Here is a 22135-nt window from a genome sequence, read left to right on the forward strand (position 1 = left end):
TTTTATTATTTAACAATATTAAATTACTTTAGTCTACCCTAACTAATTATTAACAAGAAGCACTACATAAATGAAAATTTACAAAGTCCTATTTATTGCAATGGCGCTTCTAGCGTTTAACCTACAATTTGCACAGGAACAGGAACAGGTCCAAGAGGAAGAAAGTCTATCTTTAGATGGAGGACCAATTAGCAGTCAGTTTGAATACATAACTTCTAATTCTGGAAACTATAATGCAAACGGCATAAGATACGAGGTAGTTAAATTGACTTTTATAGAAAAGTTGAGGCAAAATGTATTGGATAGCTTAAAAGTATATAACAAAAAGACTGCAGAACTAAATGCTACCATTGCAGCAAGTGAAGGAACCATCAACACCTTGGAAAATAAGTTGGAAGAAACTACCAACAACCTGATGGAAGTCAATGAAGAGAAGGACAGTATTTCCTTTTTGGGTATAATGATTGCAAAAGGTACCTACAATTTTATGTTATGGACCATTATCACAGGCTTGTTGCTGTTATTGTTGTTTTTCATCTACAAATTTAGGCAGAGCAATATTTTGACCCAAGAGGCCAAAACTGGACTGTCAGATCTTGAAATGGAATATGAGGACCATAGAAGAAGAGCCTTGGAACGAGAGCAAAAAATAAGTAGACAGCTCCAAGACGAACTGAACAAGCACAAGAAAACGAAATAACTAAAAGCTCCTGATGGAGCTTTTTTTAATTTAGGTATAAGCCAGCATAGTTCAACCTTGGCTATCCTACTTCTATTACTCCTCCTTTTGTGGTAGAAAAGGGCCATAAAATGTATCTTTGCAGCATCTTTTAAAGAAATACCCCGATGCGAATAGATATCATCACCGTTTTACCTGAGCTTATGACCAGTCCGTTTGAAGCTTCGATTATGAAAAGGGCCATAGAAAAGAAATTGGTCGAGGTTCATTTTCACAACCTTAGGGACTATACAGAATTAAGCTACAACCAAGTAGATGACTACCAATTTGGTGGCGGTGCGGGCATGGTTCTGATGATAGAGCCTATAGACAAATGTATTTCCAAATTGAAGTCGGAAAGAACGTACGACGAGGTTATTTACATGACTCCAGATGGGGAAACCTTGAACCAGAGGATGGCGAATGGGATATCTTTGAAAGAAAACATCATTATACTTTGTGGCCATTATAAGGGAGTGGACCAACGAGTAAGGGATACTTTGATCACGAGGGAAATATCCATTGGGGATTATGTCCTTTCGGGGGGAGAATTGGGGGCCGCAGTATTATGTGACACCATCATCAGGCTTATTCCCGGGGTTTTGAACAATGAAACGTCAGCTCTTACGGATAGTTTCCAGGATAATTTATTGGCACCTCCAGTATACACACGCCCCTCGGACTATAAAGGTCTAAAAGTACCTGAAATTCTCTTGAGTGGAAATTTTCCTAAAATTGAAAAATGGAGGGAAGATGAAGCCTTAAAGCGGACAGAACGACTCAGACCTGATCTCTTGGAGTAAATAAAACGCCTTGATCCTAAAAAAGAACCGAAATAAGTTGTAAATTATAATTAATAAAGTAATTTTGCAACCTGTTAAAATTAACCTCTGGCGATATCCGTGGATGTTGGTTTTAAGAAACTTTAAAAATAAAAACAAGATGGAATCATTAATTAAATTTGTTCAAGACGAATTTGTTCCTAAGAAGGACTTTCCAAAATTCTCAGCAGGAGACACAATTACTGTGTACTATGAGATTAAGGAAGGTGAAAAGACACGTACCCAGTTCTTTAAAGGAGTTGTTATACAACGTAAAGGATCTGGAACCACAGAAACATTTACTATCCGTAAAATGTCCGGTACTGTAGGTGTAGAGCGTATATTCCCAGTGAATATGCCAGCTTTGCAAAAAGTAGAGGTGAACAAAAAAGGTAAAGTACGTAGAGCTCGTATTTACTACTTTAGAGGCCTTACAGGTAAGAAAGCAAGAATTAAGGAAGTTAGAATGTAATTTCTTTAACCTTCATATATTAAAAAATCCACCTTCTAGGTGGATTTTTTGTTTTCAACAATTGTTAATAGTTATTGTTCATAGTGTGTTGATTGTTAATTCTTTACAAAAATGTGTAAGATCAAAATATAATTCGTATCTTCAATTATGATTTAAAGGAAAATTCTTTTTAGAGGATTCCAAATCATTATAAAGTTTGCGTTCTTTATATTGTTGTTTGGCTTTTTAAGATGAAAATACAGCAATGTGTTTTCAAATTTTAAAGTTTCTTATTACCAATTACACATGTAATCGGTTCTGAAGTTAACACTGATGTGTATACAGGTTCAATGAAAATTTGACCAAAAAGACATTAGATCGTTAAAACAATGAGAAGAAACAAAAAGTAGTTGCTTGGTTTTATAATTAAGAACGAAAAATGTTTCAAACGTTGAAATAGTGGATCAAAGGCAATCAATGGTTGCCGTTTTGTAGAAAATACAGAACACACAGTTTGAAAGCTATTTCTAAAAAGCCATGTCAATGTACTCGTACAATGATATGGCTTTTGTCATTTTAGACTTTTCAAGGAAGCTAATATAAATCCAAAATTTGTAAGGAAACTTCTTCATTACAAAGCTCATATTCAAAAGGTATCACCCTCTTATTCCCTACTGAATAACCTTCATTCCTGAATTATTTATAAAAGGGACTCCCAAATAACATAATTGACAATGAATTAGCAGAAAGATTAAATATTTGCAAGGTTTTAAGCTGTGCGAAAATTGTATATTTGCACCGCTAAAACACTTAAATATAAGAGATGCCAAAAATAATATACACTAAAACTGATGAAGCCCCTGCGCTGGCTACAGAATCATTTCTACCCATTGTTAAAGCATTTACCAAAACCTCTGGAATAACCATTGAAACTAAAGATATTTCATTGTCCGGAAGAATAATCGCCACTTTCCCGGATTTTTTGAAAGAAGATCAAAGAATTTCAGACGATTTGGCCGAATTGGGAGCATTGGCAAAAACACCTGAAGCCAACATCATAAAATTACCAAACATCTCTGCATCCATCCCACAGCTTAAAGAGGCCATTACAGAGCTTCAATCACAAGGGTATGCTGTTCCCAGCTATCCGGACGAACCTAAGAATGATCAGGAGAAAGAGATCAAGTCTAGATACGATAAGATTAAGGGAAGTGCTGTTAACCCAGTATTACGCGAAGGAAACTCTGACAGAAGAGCTCCAAAAGCAATAAAAAATTACGCCAAGAAAAACCCACATTCCATGGGGGCGTGGAGTGCCGATTCAAAATCCCACGTTGCCACTATGGACCATGGTGATTTTAAATCCAATGAGAAATCATTAACCTTTGCCAAGGCAACCGCCGTTAAGGTTGAATTGGTGAAAGCGGATGGATCAACCACAATTTTAAAGGATAAGATTTCTATCCTGGCCGGAGAAATCATCGATGCCACAGTAATGAACAAAAAAGCCTTGTTGGCTTTCCTAAAAGAGCAGGTGATCGATGCCAAGAAAAACGGGGTCTTGTTTTCATTGCATATGAAGGCCACCATGATGAAGGTATCTGATCCTATCATTTTTGGACATGCCGTGGAGGTATTTTTTGAAGCCGTATTTGCTAAACATGCAGAAACCTTCAAAAAAATTGGAGTCAACGCCAATGATGGACTGGAAAATCTATTGAGCAAATTATCGGAACTTCCCGAGTCAAAACGAAAAGAAATTGAGGCTGATATAGAAGCTGCCATTACCAACGGACCAGACTTGGCCATGGTAAATTCTGACAAAGGGGTTACCAACCTTCATGTACCTAGTGATATAATTGTAGATGCTTCCATGCCTGCCATGATTCGAAATGGAGGTCAAATGTGGAATGCTGCTGGGAAAGCCCAAGACACCAAAGCAATTATCCCTGATAGTAGTTATGCCGGTGTTTTCGAAACCACCATTGAATTCTGTAAAAAGAATGGGGCTTTTGATCCAAGAACCATGGGGACAGTTCCCAATGTTGGCCTAATGGCTCAAAAAGCGGAAGAATATGGTTCTCATGATAAAACTTTTGAAATAGAAGGTAGTGGTTCTGTAAACGTTGTAGACCTTACTAGTGGAGATATTCTTATCCAACACAAGGTGGAGCAAGGAGATATCTGGAGAATGTGCCAGGTAAAGGATGCCCCAATCCAAGATTGGATAAAACTTGCTGTTTCTAGGGCAAGGGCTACAGGAACTCCTGCAGTATTTTGGTTAGACAAAAATAGGGCCCATGATATGGAACTCATCAAGAAGGTGAACGCATATCTTCCGAATTATGATACTTCTGGACTCGACATACGTATATTATCGCCTGACGAGGCCACCTTATTTACCTTAAAAAGATTAAAAGCAGGAGAAGACACCATTTCTATTACAGGTAACGTATTAAGAGATTACCTTACAGATCTATTTCCAATATTGGAAGTAGGTACCAGTGCGAAAATGCTTTCCATTGTTCCCTTGATGAACGGCGGGGGATTATTTGAAACAGGTGCTGGGGGTTCTGCTCCTAAACACGTTGAACAATTTTTGGAAGAAGGCCACTTGCGATGGGATTCTTTGGGTGAATTTTTGGCCCTTGGAGTTTCTCTGGAACACTATTCTGAAAAGAACAACAATCCGAAAGCCCTGGTTTTGGCAGATGCCTTGGACGTTGCTACTGAGAAATTCTTGGACAATGATAGATCACCTTCAAGAAAAGTAGGTGAATTGGACAATAGGGGAAGTCATTTTTACCTAGCACTTTATTGGGCACAAGCATTGGCAAATCAGAACAAAGACCAAGAACTAAACGCCATTTTCACAAAAGTGGCCAAGGAATTGGAAGAAAATGAATCAAAAATTATTTCTGAATTAAATGCAGCACAAGGTTCCGCGAACAACATTGGTGGTTATTACAAGCCTAATGTTGCACTTATGGCAAAAGCAATGAGGCCAAGCAGTACCTTAAATACCATTTTGAGCCAGATTTAACGATCTATTCTCTATAAATTAAGGCCCAACATATTCTGTTGGGCCTTTTTATTTATTATTAACTTTATTCAGACTTTAAATATTCTATTTACTTTTATCCAAAACAGTTTTAATGCAGCATAGGTACTGGCCCGTCCTTTTCGGTTTCTTTTTATTTTCCCTCTATTCTTTTTCTCAACAGAAATACACCCTAAGTGGTACCATTAGTGAATTGAGCAGTAATGAATCTTTAATAGGCGTAACGGTTGCCATACCCGAACTAAAAACGGGAGTGGTGAGCAATGAATACGGATTTTTCTCAATCACCCTGCCCGAGGGAGTCTACGAAATTCAAATAAGTGCCATTGGCTTTAGAGAGATCGTTCAAACGATCTCCTTGACAGAAAATCTTAAAATCAATTTTCAATTGGCTGAAGAGGCAGAAGAGTTGGAGGAGGTTATCCTCGTAGAGGATGTAGAAAAATTGAACATCCGTAAACCCCAAATGAGTGTCAATACCTTAAGTGCGGGGACCATAAAAAAGATTCCCGTTGTATTAGGAGAGGCAGACGTTATTAAATCCATTCTCCTACTTCCTGGTGTCACTAGTGCCGGGGAGGGTGCTTCCGGATTTAATGTAAGGGGCGGTGCAGCAGATCAAAACCTAATTCTCTTGGATGAGGCCATCATTTTTAATTCGTCACATCTGTTTGGATTTTTCTCCGTTTTTAATCCAGATGCCATAAAAGACATAAAATTGTTTAAAGGAGGTATCCCCGCCAAATACGGGGGTAGACTATCGTCCGTGTTGGATATTTATCAAAAAGACGGTAATAGCAAAGCTTTAAACATTAGCGGTGGTATTGGTGCTGTTTCCAGTAGATTACTGGTAGAAGGGCCATTGGAAAAAGATAGAAGCGCATTCCTAATTGGTGGTAGGGCGTCTTATGCACATTTGTTCCTTCCGCTCTTTGATAATGACAACAAGGCCTATTTCTATGACCTGAATACCAAGCTCAACTATAAAATAAACGATAACAACAATATTTATCTTTCAGGATATTTTGGAAGGGATGTATTCAGTATCTCTGAACGTTTTGTGAATGTTTATGGCAATTCCGTTTTCAACTTGCGCTGGAACCATCTGTTTTCTGATCGTCTCTTTTCTAACCTTTCCCTGATTTATTCTGATTATTTCTATGGATTGGAATTGGATTTTGTAGGTTTCAAATGGAATTCAGGGATACGAAACTTCAATCTTAAATATGATTTTAAACAGTATATATCCAATACATTTCAATTGAACTATGGGCTGAATGATATCTACTATAATTTCAATCCAGGCGAAATTGAGCCTAATAGGGAAGATTCCGGCATAATTACGGAACAATTGACGCAAAAATATGCCAATGAATTTGCAGCCTATATTGATGCCGAACATCAAGTTTACGAGCAATTGACATTACAGTATGGCTTGCGATGGAGCAACTTTATGAGGTTGGGACAGGATGAGTTAAACATGTATCAGGATAATAACCCAGTTATATTCAATCAGGAGTTTCAAATCTATGAAAAAGCAGATCCAATAGGAATTGAAAGTTATAAACGAACGGATCGTTTGGCAACCTTCAACACATTGGAACCGAGACTGGCAGTGGCTCTTGCACTAAACAATCAAAGCTCAATTAAGGCCAGTTACAATCATATGGCCCAATATTTAAGTCTATTGTCCAATACAAGCTCCCCTACCCCTCTTGACGTATGGACTCCAAGTGGCCCCTATGTGAAACCTCAGATTTTAGATCAATATGCCTTGGGCTATTTCAGAAATTTTAAAGACAATGAATACTCCTTGGCAACAGAAGTTTTTTATAAGGATATTGACAATAGGATTGATTATATAGATGGTGCGGATTTAATTGCCAACAACGCCATAGAACAAGTAATTCTCAATGGACAGGCAAGGGCATACGGTTGGGAGCTCTCTTTAAACAAAAATGAAGGGTCTTTGCAAGGCTGGATATCCTACACCCTTTCCAAATCTGAACAAAGAACACCTGGAAGAACTGCAGACGAACCCGGAATTAATATGGGAAATTGGTATACAACAGGGTATGATAAAACCCATGATATTGCTATCAATGCCTCCTATGAGTTGAATTCTAAATGGAGCTTTAACAGCAACTTTATTTTTCAGACCGGACAACCTACCAACTACCCCATTGGCCAGTATGAATTTAAAGGCTTGGTCATTCCCGTTTACGGGGGTCGCAATGAACAACGTTTGCCCGCATATCACAGATGGGACATTGCCGCCACCCTCACCCCAAGAAAGAACAAGAATAGAAACTTGCAGGGCGAATGGGTTTTCAGCATCTATAATATATACAATAGACGAAATGCTGCGTCTATAAATTTTGAGCAGAACCAGGATACAGGAAGAAACGAGGCGATCCGTACCGCCATCTTTGGATTGGTACCTTCCGTTACCTATAATTTCAAATTTTAATATGGCGACAAAACGATTTTATATACTACTACTAATGATGGCCTTTATAAGTTGTGAAGATGTCATACAGGTCGATTTGCCAACATCGGCACCGAGACTGGTCATCGATGCCAGTTTTAGTGTGTTTTTTAATGAATTTCCAGGCACTATGGAAGGTTCGGTCATCTTAAAATTATCCGCTCCCTTTTATCAAGAAGAATTGGAACCGGCCAACAATGCAACTGTTTTTATTACTAATACCAATGATGGCAACATATATCAATTTGAGGAAAATGGGGATACTGGAATATATGAGCCCATTGAACCGTATGACCTCCCAAATTTTAATGATAAATATGAGCTAACGGTGGTTTATGACTCTGAAACCTATAAAGGAAGTATAAATCTTATTCCGGCTGTTCCCATAGATGAAATCAGTCAAGGAGATGGCACGCTATTTACAGGGGATGAAACAGAGGTCTTGGTAAAATTTACAGACGATGGCAGTAGGGACGATTATTACCTGTTTGATCTCGACTTTGATTTATATCTTCCCACGGAAGATCGATTTTACCAAGGGGAACAGTTTGTGTTTTCCTACTTTTATGAGGATCTAGCGCCTGGAAAGGAAGTGACCATAACCATAAATGGGGTGGACAGACAGTTTTATAACTATATGACTATTTTGATTGATCAGAGTGGACAAAACGGAGGCGGACCTTTTGAATCTGTCCCTTCCACGATTAGGGGCAATATGATCAACACCACCAATCCGGACAATTATCCATTGGGCTATTTTTCCTTGGCCGAGGCCAATAGGCTCTCCTTGATTATTGAGTAGAGTTGGTTACCCAAAAAAATATTGAATGCCCAATACCAATAGCAATCCGGTTATTCCTTGCAAAAAAGTGGCCACGGTCTGACTTTTAAGTGCGGTTTTCACATCCATGTTTGAGAATTGGGACACCACCCAAAAATAACTATCGTTCACATGGGAGACGGTCATGGCGCCAGCTCCAATAGCAAGTACGGTACATGCTTTAGAAATAGGCGTTTCCAATCCCAAGGAAGTAAGTAGCGGGGCCATGATGGCAGCAGTAGTGATGATGGCTACCGTTGAGCTTCCCTGAGCTGTTTTTAATACGGCCGCTATAAAAAAGGCGATCAGTATTCCACCAAATAGTAGGTCCGCATTTATCGGAATATAATTGGCGATGTCCATGGCTCGCAGCACACTACCAAAGGCACCACCTGCCCCTGTAATCAAAACGATTAATCCGGCTTCCTTTAAGGCGCCCACCACCCAATCATAACGGGTTTTTAAACTCGCCTTTCTACCCATATTAAAGGCAAATACAACGCCTATGAGCAGCGCAATAGTTGGACTTCCCAAAAAACTTATCGTATTAATAAACCAACCCGGTTCCAAATGAAATCCAGGGTATTCCAGGATCGATTTTAATGCAATCAATAGTATGGGAACCAGTAAGGGTAAAAAGGCAGCTAGTGTACTTACCGTGTATTCAACTTTATCTTCATTAGGTGTACTATCTTCATTCACATCGGTTTTGTCATCACCGGCCACAAGCTTTCTTCCAATATAATTAGCCCAAAGAAAACCTACCAGGGACACAGGAATCGCCACAGAAAGACCTAATAGCATAACCAATCCCAAATCTGCCTCGAGCACTGCGGCAGCGGCCAAGGGTCCCGGGGTTGGGGGAACAAACACATGGGAGGCATAGAGGCCCGTTGCCAACGCTACGGCGAACACCACCAGGGATAAGCCTGTTTTTTTGCTCAAGGCTTTGTTCAAGGAAGATAAAATGATGAACCCTGAATCACAGAAAACAGGAATGGAAACAACAAACCCTGTTATGTTCATGGCCAAAGGAGATTGTTTAAGGCCTACCATTTTCAGAATGGTATTCGCCATGACCTTGGTACCATTTGTTTTTTCCAAGAAAATGCCTATTACGGTTCCAAAGGCAATGATAAGTCCAATACTGGATAGTGTCTTTCCAAAACCTTCAGAAATGGTTTCTAAAATCACCTCGGCCTTCATCCCCAACATACCACCAGCCATCAAGGCTGCTATAATCAATGAAAATAGTGGATGTATCTTTAGTTTTATGGTGGCAATAATGATAAAAACAATTACCAGTAAAAGAACAAGGAATACATTCATAGGCAGTGGTATTAAGCGGGTTTCTGTTGTTCGAAATAATTATAAATAGTTTTTTCTATCAATTTGGCCGCGTTATCCATACTATATTGCATGGGTTGGGAGGTATCCATTATTTCCAAAACTTCTTTCAAGCCTTTCTTCTTTAACTCATCGGCTGCAACATCCAGTTTTCCACAAACCGCGATAACAGGAATTTGATATTGTAAACCAATATCCATGACACCCTTTATTAATTTTCCGTGAAGGGTCTGCTCATCTATCTTTCCTTCCCCGGTAATAATATAGTCAACGGGGGTTTCTTTTAGCAACTGTGGAATTCCTGCCAATTTAAAAAGAAATTCGATTCCACTGATAAATTCAGCATTAAAGAACGTTTTCAATCCATAGGCTGTTCCTCCAGCTGCACCTGTACCGGGCAATTCTGCATGGTCTACTCCCATTTCATTTTTTACCGTTCTGGCCAGATTTCTCAATCCTTTGTCCAGAGTTTCAATCTGTATACCATCGGCTCCCTTTTGTTTGGCATATACATATGCCGCTCCTTCCTTACCAAATAATGGATTGGTCACATCATTTACGGCTGTAAAGGATACCCCTTTCCAAATTGGATTCTCCTTTTTTGATATTTTCGAAATAAGGCTCAGATTCTTTCCTTTTGGAGCCAGTTCATTGCCCTTGGCATCCAAAAACCGATAGCCCAAGGCCTGTGCTATCCCTGTTCCCCCATCATTGGTGGCACTACCGCCCAATCCAATAATTATGTTCTTAGCGCCTCTCATTATAGCATCCTCGATTTGAATTCCAGTTCCAATCGTCGATGTTTCCATTACATTCAATTCGGCGGTGGATAGAAGCTCAATTCCCGAGGCTTTTGCTAATTCCACATATGCCGTACTATTTATTGTATTGTACAGATAATAGGCCTTGATGGGTCTTCCCAAGGGATCAATGGTTTCTACTTCTACCCTTTCCAAGGATATGTAATTTTGAACGGCATCCAAGAACCCGTCACCGCCATCGGAGGCCATTACCTTGAATATTTCTGCCTTTGGCTCAGATTTAAGAATGCCTTGTGACAAGGCCTTAACAACGCCGTCCGCAGTTACAGAACCTTTAAACTTATCTGGTATCAATAAAACTTTCATACTATTGAGTTAATAATTTGTGGTAGGAAATAACTAAATACTACAATAAACACAAAAAAGACTAATAGAATATAAACCTCTTTCTGGTGAAAATCCGATTTTTTTGGCATAATTGAAATTCCCAAATCTGCCGCTTTCTTCCTGTTTCCGGTTAAATAACTGACCACGTAAGCCACGACCAATGCTATTATAACTCCTATAAAGTTTAACCATATCCAAAATATACTGAATCCTAGATCTACATTAACAATATTTTGAATTGTTTTTGAGAATATTAAATTGACCAATACTGCAATGACAATTCCAGCATTCATCCCTTTATAGTTTACCTTATTTGAGAACATGGCCAATAAAAACGTAACCAAGACAGGACCATAAAAAACGGAACCAACGGCATTGATAATTTCAATTACCGCACTTTTACTGCCACCAAATAAAAATGAACAACCCACACACACCGCTCCCCAAAAAAGAACCGACATTTTGGAAACCAACATATATTTTTTAGCTGGCAACTTAACCTTACCCCTATTAAAAAAATCCTCAACACTTACCGCTGATAAAGAGTTGACTGTGGAACTCATTGATGACATTGCCGCAGACAAGATCCCTACTATCAATAATCCGATAAATCCATGAGGCAAATATTTTAATATAAATATGGGGATCATCAGATCAGCCTTGGCCCCATTTTGAGCAAATTCTTCCGGAAAATACTTTTGGGTCATAACCGCAATATCGTTCATGTAATCCGGGGAAAGCGTAACCAAGGAACCAATGATAAGCCCCATGGTGCAATACATCAAAACCATTGGAAAACGCATCAACCCATTAGCCAATAACAGTTTTCTAATAGTTCCTTCATCTCTTGCCGAAAGCAATCGTTGCGCCTGTGTCTGATCACAGCCATAATAGGAAACATAAAGAAAGAAACCTCCAATAACCATGGGCCAAAACCCATATTCCTCATTATCACCAATTCCCCAATTAAAATCGATTACATCCAATCTTTCGGGATCAAAGCCATTTGCCAATCCACCGACTTCACTTAAATTTTGCCATCCGTAAACAAAGCAGATGGCAATGCCCAAAAATAAAATGATCATTTGAATGGCATCTCCCCAAACTACGGCCTTCATACCGCCTTGCCAGGAGTACACTACCGTTATCACACTAATAATTAACACTGTGTACACAAAATCGATATCCAAAACTGCCTGTAGAATAATAGCAATGGTATACACCATGACTCCAGTACTTAAAGCCCTACTGAGCATAAAAACAATACTTAATATCATTCGTGTTGAAGCATCAAATCGTCGCTCAACAAACTCATAGATACTCACTACCCCAGAACGGAACAATGGTGGGATAATGATTACCATAATAAATAGCATGGCCAAGGGAACGGCAAATTCAAAAGACAACCATTTCATTCCCCCACCCATTTTTAATCCTACAAAGGCCGGGGCAGAGATAAAACTTATGGCAGACAATTGTGTAGCCATGGTTGAAAGACTCAATGGGAACCATCCCATGCTCTTTCCTCCAAGAAAATAATCTTTGGAATCCTTATTTTCTTTAAAAAAGAATCCCATGGATAAGAATCCTATAAGATAGAAGGCGACTATACTATAATCTAATGCGTTCATTCGGTTGATTTAAAATTTATTTATGAGCTAAGGTATACTTGCGTTAATATACCCGAGTTCCTTTTAATTACAAGTACTTGAAAGATGGGCTCTCAGAGCCAATTGAATATTATTTTACTTTAAACCAATAATATTGGTACGGTTTCAATTTCCAAGAATCACCTGTCCATTCCTTTTCATTTACCAGATCATAAACATGAGATGATAGGGCTTTCATTGTTGCCTCGGAATTGCTGAAATTATACACGGCAAAAATAGTATCGCCTTCATGCTCTCTTTTAATGGAAAATATTTTTTGGTCATCGGAAACATGATAGCTTGCCTTACCCAGTGGATTGAATGCTTTTTGGTTTGTACGTATCTTTAATATCTTTTTATAGGCATTAAAAATAGTATGGCGCAAACTATCGGTGTCGGCAAGCTCAGAGGCCAATTGTTCATAGTTGAGCTTTTCCCTATTAATCCTTCGTTTGATCCCTGATTCCTCTACCCCTTTGTAATAATTACGTGACCCAACCAAGGAATGAAAATAAATACCTGGAACCCCAGGCATTGCCAACATTACAGATTGTGTAAGGATCATTTTAGCAACACGGACTTCATCTTCCTCTTCAGGACCGCTTAAAAGATCCATATAATTACAATTCAGCTCATAAGGGGATTGGGATCCGTCTTCATTATTTTTATATCCAACAAGGCCTCCATGCTTTTCTGCACGTTTGGCCAATTGACCAACCTCCTCATCCGGAATAATATTTTGTAAGGGGCGCATGCCAATACCATCGTGACTGGCGGTAAAATTGAAAAAACACACTTTATCACTCGGAAACTTCAAGGATTGAGCCCAGTTTCCTAAGACACTTACGCTTTCTTTCATTATGGAATATACCAATAACGGTGCAAGGGTAAAGTTATAAACCAAATCAGCCTCATCTTCTCCATTGCCAAAATAGGAGATGTTTTCTTTGTGGGGCACATTTGTCTCCGTAATGATATACAGGTCATCGGTTAACAATCGGATAACCTCTTTGTGCAATTTAATGATCAAATGGGTCTCTGGTAAGTGAATGCAGTTGGTCCCTATCTCTTTCCATAAAAAAGCAATAGCATCCAACCTTATAAATCTTCCTCCTTTTGAAGTATAAAACAATAATACATCCAAGATGGCTATAAAGACCTCAGGGGATCTTGCGTTCAAATCTACCTGATCCTCACTAAAGGTGGTCCAAACATGTATTTCTTTCCTTTGTTTTGTTTTAAAAGGCGTCAATAAGGGCAATGCCCTGGGCCTTACCACTTTTGATAAATCTATGGATGGGTCAACAGCTATAAAAAAATCCTTAAAGCCTTCTTCCTGAGCTAAATAAAATTGAAACCATTTGGAAGATTTAGACATATGGTTGACGACCGCATCAAACATAATATTATTGCTCTCGGATAATTTTTTTATATCCTCCCAAGTACCCAAATCAGGATCGATCTCATAATAATCAGTTACAGAAAACCCGTCATCCGATGTATAAGGAAAACAAGGCAGGATATGGGTTGTATTGATTTCTGGTAAACAATAATTATCAATAAATTTTTTTAAGGTCTGTAAATGTGACTTGCCCTCCTGCTGGACGTTGTCACCATAGGTGATCAGCATAACATCCTTTTCGGTGAGGGGTGCATGAACGTCCTTTATTATGGGCCTATATTTTTCCAATAGCTCCTCAACCTTCTTCAGTACCCAATCCGATTGTTTTTCGGTATACAAAGTCCTTAAGGAATTAAGAAATGATTCTTTATGTAGTTGTTTTTCCATGATTGATTTTATTTTTTATCCACCACTTAATAAAAGCGAAATAGAATATTATTTTAATTTTCAGTCAAATCCAAGAATAGTGCGGCACTCCAAGAAAAATCACTGCCTCCATATCCTTTTACGTCTCCTTTATAAATGGACTTCCTGGGATCGAAATATTCATAAAACCCCACTTTCTCCAAAATTTCAATACTATCCGATTTGACTCTTTGTGCCAAATCATTGAATCCATAATCCAACAGGCCATGGTAGAGCATCCAATTTAAATTTATCCACACAGGTCCTCTCCAATATTTCTTAGGATTAAATTTATCAGTGCTCGGGTCAAAAGAAGCGCACAGATACATGTCCTCCCCTCCAAATTTATCCATCATTGTGCGTACCAATGCCTCAGCTTGATCCTTGTTGGGAATACCGGCATACAGCGGTGAAAAAGAGGATGAACTCACCATTCTGATAGGTTTGTCATTTCTTAGATCATAGTGGATGTAAGCCCCTAAATCCTTGTCGTATAGCTTACGATTAAAGGAGGTAATACTTTTTTCTTGCCATTGTTCCAATTGCTCAATTTTATCCTCATTGCCGCCTATCATTTTATATAGGGAGATCAAGGCGGAATTGGATTTGATCAACATGGAATTAAACAGAGGATCCTGCACCAAAAAAGGGGAAAATTCAGCGATTTTGGCATCGTTATAATTGTGTTCCTTGGCTATGTCTATTATATGTAGATAGTAGTCATATTCCCTTTTTGTAGGACGTTCGGATGGATCTATAATGGAAGTATCCCTCCGTTCAAAATTATATACGGGAGCATCAATAGTTTCAAAAATGGGATCCCAGAGCGGGGAATTGTCCGTCCCAGATTCCCAGTTATGGTAGATATATACCAATCCTTCATCTTTTGGGTCGCGGTTATTATAAAAATACTGATGATTCTTATATACCCTATCAATGTTGTTTTTGATAAACTGTAATGACTCTTTTTTATCCTTGGCTATTTCATGCATTCTTTCCAAGGTAAAACCCAATACCGGGGGTTGCGTCATTCCAGTGGATGGATACTCTTTATTTGCCAATGGATGTAGATCTGCTCTATGAAAATTGGGGCCCGGGAAATAGGTGTCACTTACTTTATGAAAAACAATGTGGGGGATAAATCCATTGATCCATTGTGCATTCAAGAGCGTTTCTACTTCTCTCTCGGCCATTTTCTGATCAAAATGAGCCAATCCTATAGCTATAAAACCAGAATCCCATTTCCATTGATAAGGGTACAGATTTTTACTGGGAACGGTATATCCGTCCCGCCAATTGGCCTTGAGTATTTCTATCGCTTTATTCCTCATTTTTGACAATGGATTTTAATAATTTTTCTAAGGCATCCATGGATAAATTCTTCTTGCCAATGATGTAATTTTCAGCAGTCAATTTCTTATATGTATCACCATCCAAAAGGAGTTCTATTGTTTTTTCTGCGGCGCTGGATACTATCGACTGTTCCACTATAGCCAATCCGTCTTTCTTTAAGCTATGTTGGGCACCTAGGTCCACGGTATGGAAATTAAGTGGTAGGATATCGGTAACAAAAACAGGATATTGGTAACTTATAATTATTTTTTTTGCTACCAGGGCCTCTATAAATTGATTGCCCCAACCTTCCAATAGACTGGTATAGGTAACCAGATCACAATGGGCATAAGCGTCCCATAAGGAGTATTTTTTATGGCCGTTGTCATGGGATCTTTCGTGGTCTATATGATCATTGACCCATCTGATATCCACATCTTTTTGATGGGCATATTTCATTATTTTATCAAAATATGGAGGGTCCTCATTTAGGCCTACCATCAAATAAACGATGTTACTGTTCACATCGAAAACTTGACCATTGTATAGTTTTTTACCTATTAATTTCTGTTTGTTCGCATTTAATTCTGCAACCACATCCAAGGCTAATTCTATTCCCTTTCGTTGTACTATCCTAGTTGCCTGAAGGACAATTAAGTCATTATCCTTTATACCAAAAGTTGTCCGAAAGTCAGCATTGAAATCATCAACGATCCAATTGTTATCGAAATCAAAAACGTTTGGCACAACTGTACTCTCAATTTGTCTTCTTTTTAATAATTCGTTCTTAGCTATGGTATTAATTACAACGTGCTTTATTCTCGGGTGATTGGGAGGGAAAATCGTTATTAAATACTCTTGAACAAAAGAACATGTTGGGTGGCTATATTTTTCTCTTTCCCAATGAAAATCGTGATGATGACATAAACATCTCACATCAGAATTTTTTATGGCATTAAAAAAACCTAAACCAGCTGATAAGTTCCAACCTAAAGAAAACATATTATTTACCATTAAAAGGTCGACCCCTTTTTTGTTAATTATGTTTATCAGTTTAGTTTCAATCGAGTTTGCTTCCTTTTCTATTTCTTGCTTAAAGGCCTCTTCATTTTTATAGGAATGAAATTTAACATACGCATTCTCAACGACCTTATTATTTGTGGCATCATTATAATGTAATTCTTCAATAATTTCCACATCCTTCAATGTTCCCCTTGAACCTGCAACGTAAATGACATTGTGACCAAGTTTTTCAAGAACAAGTTTCCATTTATCCATCTCTAAAGAAACACCATCGGTTTCTCCAACTCTAAAATGACAAAGTGCTATCGTTAGTTTTTCCATAATGTAATTTGTATAAAAAAACTCATCACTTACACTTAGGAGTAAGTGATGAGTTGGTACTAATAAATCAAAAGAATTTAGAAAGTAAAGGTTGCGTTGAAAAACATACGCCTTGGTAGAATAGGACGACCTACGAAGAAATCTCCGGCAGTTGCTTGTGCAAATGCTCTTGGATCCCCTTCAGATAATCCTTGACTGTCAGTTAAATTGAAAACTGAGAATCCAAGTCTTAAATTTTTACTGTCCTCAAACGGGATGGTATACCCACCACCAATTCTAATTACGGTAAACCCGTCCAATTCCACTAGATTGGCATCGTCATTAAATTGACTACCTCTTATGTTGGCGGAAGCGAATGCATCCAAAGAGCTATTATCATAATCCAGTCTTAATGTGGACAATACTTTTGGCTGTCTTCTCAATTGTTTTCCAACATTTACACCATTAGTTACTGTTCCCTCAACTAAAACCACACCATCAACTGTACCTGATTGTAACACGGTACGCTCATCATTTCGCAATTCATGGTCTTGGTATGTAAAGTTTCCATTAAAGGAGAAATCATCAATAAATCTCCAATCCCAAGAAGCCTCCACGCCTACTGTTTTAGTATCTTGAACTGTTTTAATACCATCTACGGTACCTATAGTTCCACCATAATTTAATCTTTGGATAGCCACCCTATCTGTTAAGGTGGTATAATACCCAGCAAACGTCCCTGAAAATTTAGCCTGTCCATATTTTAAACCTGCTTCATATTGATAGATGTTTTCTACATCATATGTTCCGGCAGTTTCATCATTACGCACCACGTTTATGCTTCTTGTTAAAGGAAAGAAGTATCCTTTGGACATATTCGCATAGGCATTTAAATTATCGTTGATGTTGTACAAGGCAGCTAAAGAAGCTGCAAATCCTGTAGCGCTAACTTCTGCTCTCGTAAATGAACCTGTAGCAAAGTTTACGTTCTGTAAGGCACTTGTAAGGTTCGGATCATCATAGACCTGTGCAGAACCAATACCCCCATTTTCTCTACGTGCAACTTGTTTTTCTACACGAATACCAGCATCTATACGCCATCTGTCCAATATCATCTCATCAGTTAAATAAAACGCTGATCTTTCTTGACTTAAATAATTATTAGAGGTAACACCAATTCTATTGGTAAGTCCATTTTGGGCAAAAATCACATCATTCCCACCAGCATCAGTGAAAGATAAGTTTACCAATTGTGGTTCATTGTTAAATGCTGTTAATGTTCTAAACTGATAATTGTTGTCTTCACCTTCAGAAAATGCAAGATAGGTTCCCAAATTGATATTATGTTCCACAACGTCTCCCACGATTTTTTTTGTGATATTAAATTCTCCCGTATAATCGGTAATTGGACGGTTTCTATCTACATGAAGATTGTCAATAATACGATCATTGCTTCCCAATGCAGTACCTCCTACATAGGCTGCGTTGACGTTGGTTGCACCTGGAAATCCTTGTATATCCAAGTAATCGTTCAAGGTCACCGGGGTATTGGCTTTACCATTAGCTGCAACATAAAGTGCAAAATCATTAATATAGTCGGATACCTTTACTTTAGTCTTAATTTTCCAATCGTCTCCAAGATCATAATCAAAAACACTCATGGCATAAAAACCTCTGGTCCAAATCCCTTCTTCAATTGGGCTTCTATATTCACCAGCAGGAGTCAAGAAACTTGTATTGGCCAAATGAGAAGAATTTAATTGATAAACCGTCTCACCATCATTACCAGCAATCCTTTCACGAGAATCGCCGTCTAAGGGAAGACCAAGTAAAAATTGTGACTTATCATCCAAAAATTGAGTATAAACAGTAAATGATCCTCTGTCAAATTTCTTTTTAATGTTCGCCCTAAACTGATATCCTTTGGATGGCAAACCAAAATCTAATGGACCATCATCCTTACGAACCCAACCAGAGAACGCATAAAATGTATTGGAATCTGCACTACCCAATTGACCTCCAGAATAGAATTCTGTTTTAACCCTTCCTACATCGGCCACTTCAATATTTATGATATTTTCATCATTGGTGTCTCCTGTCTTGGAAATATAGTTGATAATACCTGCGGTAGAACCTGCACCATATAATATGGAAGATCCACCACGAACAAATTCAACCCCTTTAACTCCTTGATCCACCTTTGCATAGACATCACCAGCTGTTGAACTTAAGCCATACCCAGCTAACGTCAAACCATCAAATTGTATAGGAGAAAAGTCGTTCTGCCCACCTGAAGGCAAACCTCTAACGAAAATATTTGTAGCTCCTTCACCACCACCACCATCGGCAACAACACCTGGTATAGAGGCCACAATGTCTGCCTGGCTATTCGCATTAAGTTTTGTCAAGTCTTTCGCATTAATGGAAGTAATGGACAATGGTGATTCTTTTTGGGATCTAAAGGTAGTAGTTGCGGTAAGCACAACTTCATCCAACATATTTCCACCTTCCTGAAGTACAATCTCCAATTCAATAGGAGAACCATCTAAAGTCACTGCTTTTTCAACCGTTGTGTAGCCCAAATAGGAAATTTGGAGAATCTGAGCTCCAGTTAAACTAGTAGAAAAAGAAAATTTTCCATCAAAATCAGTTGTACCTCCAGATGTAGAATTTTTGAAGTACACATTGGCCCCTGGGATCGGGGTTCCTTGTGAATCCTTAACGGATCCGGTTACGTCCGTCTGCCCAAAAGAAATAAAGGACAACAGACCAATTACAGCAAAAAGTAATGCTTTTTTCATAATCTTAGTTTAGTTTTAATATTAGTTAGTATTGTTATACTCTCAGGTTATTAAGGCTAAGATTGGGAATAAGTGCTATATAAGGTACTGAATTTTAACAGATTATCAACTATAACGTTTTCGAAAACGTTATAGTTTTAGGAAAAATGACATTTTAGACGGCATAAATGTTTACATTTAAGAAGTAATGGGCGTATAGTAATGAGAAGTAAAAAAGTAAAACTTAAGGATATGGCTGAGATATTGAATCTCTCCACTTCCACTGTTTCAAAATCTCTTTTAGGACATTCTGATATTGGGGAAAGTACCAAGAATAGGGTTTTGGAACTTGCCAAAAAGATGAATTATCAACCCAATTTGTTTGGCAAAGGGCTGCGCACGCAAAAAACAATGTCCATTGGGGTAATTATCCCAGATATCACCATTCACTATAGTGCTCTAATCTTGAAAGGTATTATAGAATCTGCCAAGGGTTCTGGATATAGGGTTATTATCTCTGAATCGGGTCATCATCATGAAGATGAAAAAGATGCCATGAATACCTTGATCAATTCCAATGTGGATGGGATATTACTTTCCATTGCCAGGGAATCTAGCACTATTGACCATATATTGGATGCCTCCAATTTTATCCCAATTGTCCTTTTCGACAAAGTATCCACAAAAATTCCATTGACAAAAATTATAGATGACGACGAATTTGGAGCTGATACTGCGGTACAGCATTTAATTGATTGCGGAAGGACCAGGATTGTGCTTATCCGGGAAAAATGCAAAACTTCCAATTCTGAAAACAGGTATAGAGGTTATGCCAGGGCTCTAACCAGAGCGGGGATAGCTATTGACGAAAAATTTGTCCGGGAATGCGATTCCATGTCTATCGAAGATGGGTATTCCGTTATGGAAGCCTTACTTGCGGAAAAAGTAGAATTTGATGGTGTCTTTGGTGCTACGGACAATGTGGCTATTGGTGCCATACAGGCTATGAAAAAAAATGGAATTAACATTCCCAAAGATGTTAGTGTAATTGGTTTTAGTAATTCGAAAAATTCCACTATTATTGAACCCAATCTATCGACCATGGAACAACCTGGATATAATATTGGGAAATATGCCGTTAAATATCTATTGGAAGAGATTTCTGAGGACTCTGATATATCCACCAATAGAACGATAGAATTAAAAACGAAACTTATTATTAGGGATTCCAGTAGCCTATAAATTTTAAAAAAATATATGCACACCAATAAAGACTTACTATTAAAAGGAGTTAAGTATTTAGGATTCACAGTAGCCCTAATGTTTGCAGCTCCTTTTGCTATCTATCAAGCTTTTAAAAATCAAGATCATCCCCTATACCTACCTGTTTTGATTACCGGATTAATTTTGGCCATTGGGGCAATAGCACTGGGGTTTTATGGTATTAAAACCATTATGGACAGCCTTTTCAATAAAAAAAAGGATTCATCCAATTGAATAATAATACGCTTGGCTATTAGACATTCTGGGTGATACTACTAGAAAACTGGGTCAATTGTTTAAATATTTCATTTGAGGAAAGAACACACTTAACCTATTCATTTTTAAACTGTTACAAGTAATCTATATGGCGATTCTTTGTTAGAAAATAGTTATTTTTGTATTTTAAATTTAATTCAATGACCTTATTTGTCGATATGGACGAGGTATTTGCTGATACCTATAATGCCCATATAATACGTTATAATAAAGAATTTAATGAAAACCTTACGGTAATGGACTGTATGGGCAAAGAGGTATGGCAATGTGTACCTGAAGAAAGGCAACGAAGTGTAAAAGACCATGCAAGGACGGAAGGATTTTTTAGAGATTTAGAACCTATAAAAAACAGCAAGGAGGTTCTGAAGGAATTATCCTTAAAATATGATGTTTATGTAGCATCAGCGGCAATGCAATTTCCCAATTCGCTACGGGAAAAAAGTGATTGGTTAGATAAGCATTATCCCTTTATCCACTGGCAAAATAGAATTCTATGTGGTAGTAAGCACATTTTATATGGTGATATTTTGATTGACGATCGCAGTTATAATCTTGAATTTTTCCAGGGAAGAAAAATATTGTTCACATCACCCCATAACATACATACTACGGCATATGAGCGGGCTGATAATTGGTTGGAGATAGCCAATAAGTTATTGTAATACTGGATACAGATACTGGGACAACGGCTCACAATTTTTGGTGGGCCTTTTTTGATCGGTAAGGTAAGACCACGTGAAGCTATATTTATTTCACTTTATGGCATAAAAAAACCCCTCATCGTTAGATGAAGGGTTCTTCAAAAAAAGGCGGCGACCTACTCTCCCACTTGGTATAGCAGTACCATCGGC

At 38.1% G+C, this 22135-nt stretch carries 16 protein-coding genes; 9 read left to right on the forward strand and 7 right to left on the reverse strand.

What is annotated here, in order from left to right; translation table 11 throughout:
* Nucleotides 1-70: 70 nt before the first annotated feature.
* From ABXZ32_RS08560 to ABXZ32_RS08585, 6 genes are all read left to right on the forward strand, one after another.
* The gene (locus ABXZ32_RS08560; RefSeq protein ID WP_354618257.1) at nucleotides 71-700 is read left to right on the forward strand and encodes a tRNA (guanine-N1)-methyltransferase; all 630 of its coding nucleotides are present in this window, start codon (nucleotides 71-73) and stop codon (nucleotides 698-700) included.
* A gap of 146 nt (nucleotides 701-846) precedes the next feature.
* Entirely contained in the window at nucleotides 847-1521 is a 675-nt protein-coding gene (trmD, locus tag ABXZ32_RS08565) for a tRNA (guanosine(37)-N1)-methyltransferase TrmD (RefSeq protein ID WP_354618258.1), read from the forward strand.
* A gap of 139 nt (nucleotides 1522-1660) precedes the next feature.
* On the forward strand, nucleotides 1661-2011 hold the full coding sequence (rplS, locus tag ABXZ32_RS08570; RefSeq protein ID WP_062058907.1) for a 50S ribosomal protein L19: 351 nt from the start codon (nucleotides 1661-1663) through the stop codon (nucleotides 2009-2011).
* 802 nt (nucleotides 2012-2813) lie between these two features.
* Nucleotides 2814-5033 carry an NADP-dependent isocitrate dehydrogenase gene (locus ABXZ32_RS08575; protein WP_354618259.1) on the forward strand — a complete coding sequence of 740 codons (2220 nt, stop codon included), beginning with the start codon at nucleotides 2814-2816 and terminating at the stop codon, nucleotides 5031-5033.
* Nucleotides 5034-5145: 112 nt separating this feature from the next.
* Complete coding sequence (locus ABXZ32_RS08580; protein ID WP_354618260.1) at nucleotides 5146-7521, forward strand: TonB-dependent receptor; 2376 nt, start codon at nucleotides 5146-5148, stop codon at nucleotides 7519-7521.
* Between the two features lies 1 nt (nucleotide 7522).
* Entirely contained in the window at nucleotides 7523-8341 is an 819-nt protein-coding gene (locus ABXZ32_RS08585; RefSeq protein WP_354618261.1) for a DUF4249 domain-containing protein, read from the forward strand.
* A gap of 6 nt (nucleotides 8342-8347) precedes the next feature.
* Here ABXZ32_RS08585 and ABXZ32_RS08590 read toward each other — a convergent pair whose 3' ends face one another.
* The 7 genes from ABXZ32_RS08590 to ABXZ32_RS08620 form a co-directional block, all read right to left on the reverse strand.
* Nucleotides 8348-9688 (reverse strand): GntP family permease, encoded by a 1341-nt coding sequence (locus tag ABXZ32_RS08590; RefSeq protein ID WP_354618262.1) that lies wholly within the window; start codon nucleotides 9686-9688, stop codon nucleotides 8348-8350.
* Between the two features lie 11 nt (nucleotides 9689-9699).
* Nucleotides 9700-10833: a glycerate kinase gene (locus ABXZ32_RS08595; protein ID WP_354618263.1), complete on the reverse strand. Its 1134-nt coding sequence runs from the start codon at nucleotides 10831-10833 to the stop codon at nucleotides 9700-9702.
* Nucleotides 10830-12485 (reverse strand): sodium:solute symporter family transporter, encoded by a 1656-nt coding sequence (locus ABXZ32_RS08600; RefSeq protein WP_354618264.1) that lies wholly within the window; start codon nucleotides 12483-12485, stop codon nucleotides 10830-10832. The genes ABXZ32_RS08595 and ABXZ32_RS08600 overlap by 4 nt, the downstream gene beginning before the upstream one ends.
* A gap of 109 nt (nucleotides 12486-12594) precedes the next feature.
* The gene (locus ABXZ32_RS08605; RefSeq protein ID WP_354618265.1) at nucleotides 12595-14292 is read right to left on the reverse strand and encodes an alpha-amylase family glycosyl hydrolase; all 1698 of its coding nucleotides are present in this window, start codon (nucleotides 14290-14292) and stop codon (nucleotides 12595-12597) included.
* A 53-nt stretch (nucleotides 14293-14345) separates the two neighbouring features.
* Nucleotides 14346-15650, reverse strand: coding sequence for an MGH1-like glycoside hydrolase domain-containing protein (locus tag ABXZ32_RS08610; protein WP_354618266.1), 1305 nt, complete (start codon nucleotides 15648-15650; stop codon nucleotides 14346-14348).
* Nucleotides 15631-16986 (reverse strand): glycosyltransferase family 4 protein, encoded by a 1356-nt coding sequence (locus ABXZ32_RS08615; RefSeq protein WP_354618267.1) that lies wholly within the window; start codon nucleotides 16984-16986, stop codon nucleotides 15631-15633. The genes ABXZ32_RS08610 and ABXZ32_RS08615 overlap by 20 nt, the downstream gene beginning before the upstream one ends.
* 77 nt (nucleotides 16987-17063) lie before the next feature.
* Nucleotides 17064-19766, reverse strand: coding sequence for a TonB-dependent receptor domain-containing protein (locus tag ABXZ32_RS08620; protein WP_354618269.1), 2703 nt, complete (start codon nucleotides 19764-19766; stop codon nucleotides 17064-17066).
* Between the two features lie 231 nt (nucleotides 19767-19997).
* On the opposite strand from ABXZ32_RS08620, the gene ABXZ32_RS08625 reads away from it, so the two are divergent.
* The 3 genes from ABXZ32_RS08625 (at nucleotide 19998) to ABXZ32_RS08635 (ending at nucleotide 21946) form a co-directional block, all read left to right on the forward strand.
* A complete protein-coding gene (locus ABXZ32_RS08625) occupies nucleotides 19998-20987 on the forward strand; it encodes a LacI family DNA-binding transcriptional regulator (protein WP_354618270.1) in 990 nt (329 codons plus the stop codon).
* 15 nt (nucleotides 20988-21002) lie between these two features.
* The gene (locus ABXZ32_RS08630; RefSeq protein WP_354618271.1) at nucleotides 21003-21242 is read left to right on the forward strand and encodes a DUF6095 family protein; all 240 of its coding nucleotides are present in this window, start codon (nucleotides 21003-21005) and stop codon (nucleotides 21240-21242) included.
* Nucleotides 21243-21424: 182 nt separating this feature from the next.
* Entirely contained in the window at nucleotides 21425-21946 is a 522-nt protein-coding gene (locus ABXZ32_RS08635) for a 5' nucleotidase, NT5C type (RefSeq protein WP_354618272.1), read from the forward strand.
* Nucleotides 21947-22135 lie beyond the last annotated feature (189 nt).

It is taken from the genome of Sediminicola luteus (genome assembly GCF_040566555.1).
In the GTDB taxonomy this organism is placed as follows: Bacteria; Bacteroidota; Bacteroidia; order Flavobacteriales; family Flavobacteriaceae; genus Sediminicola.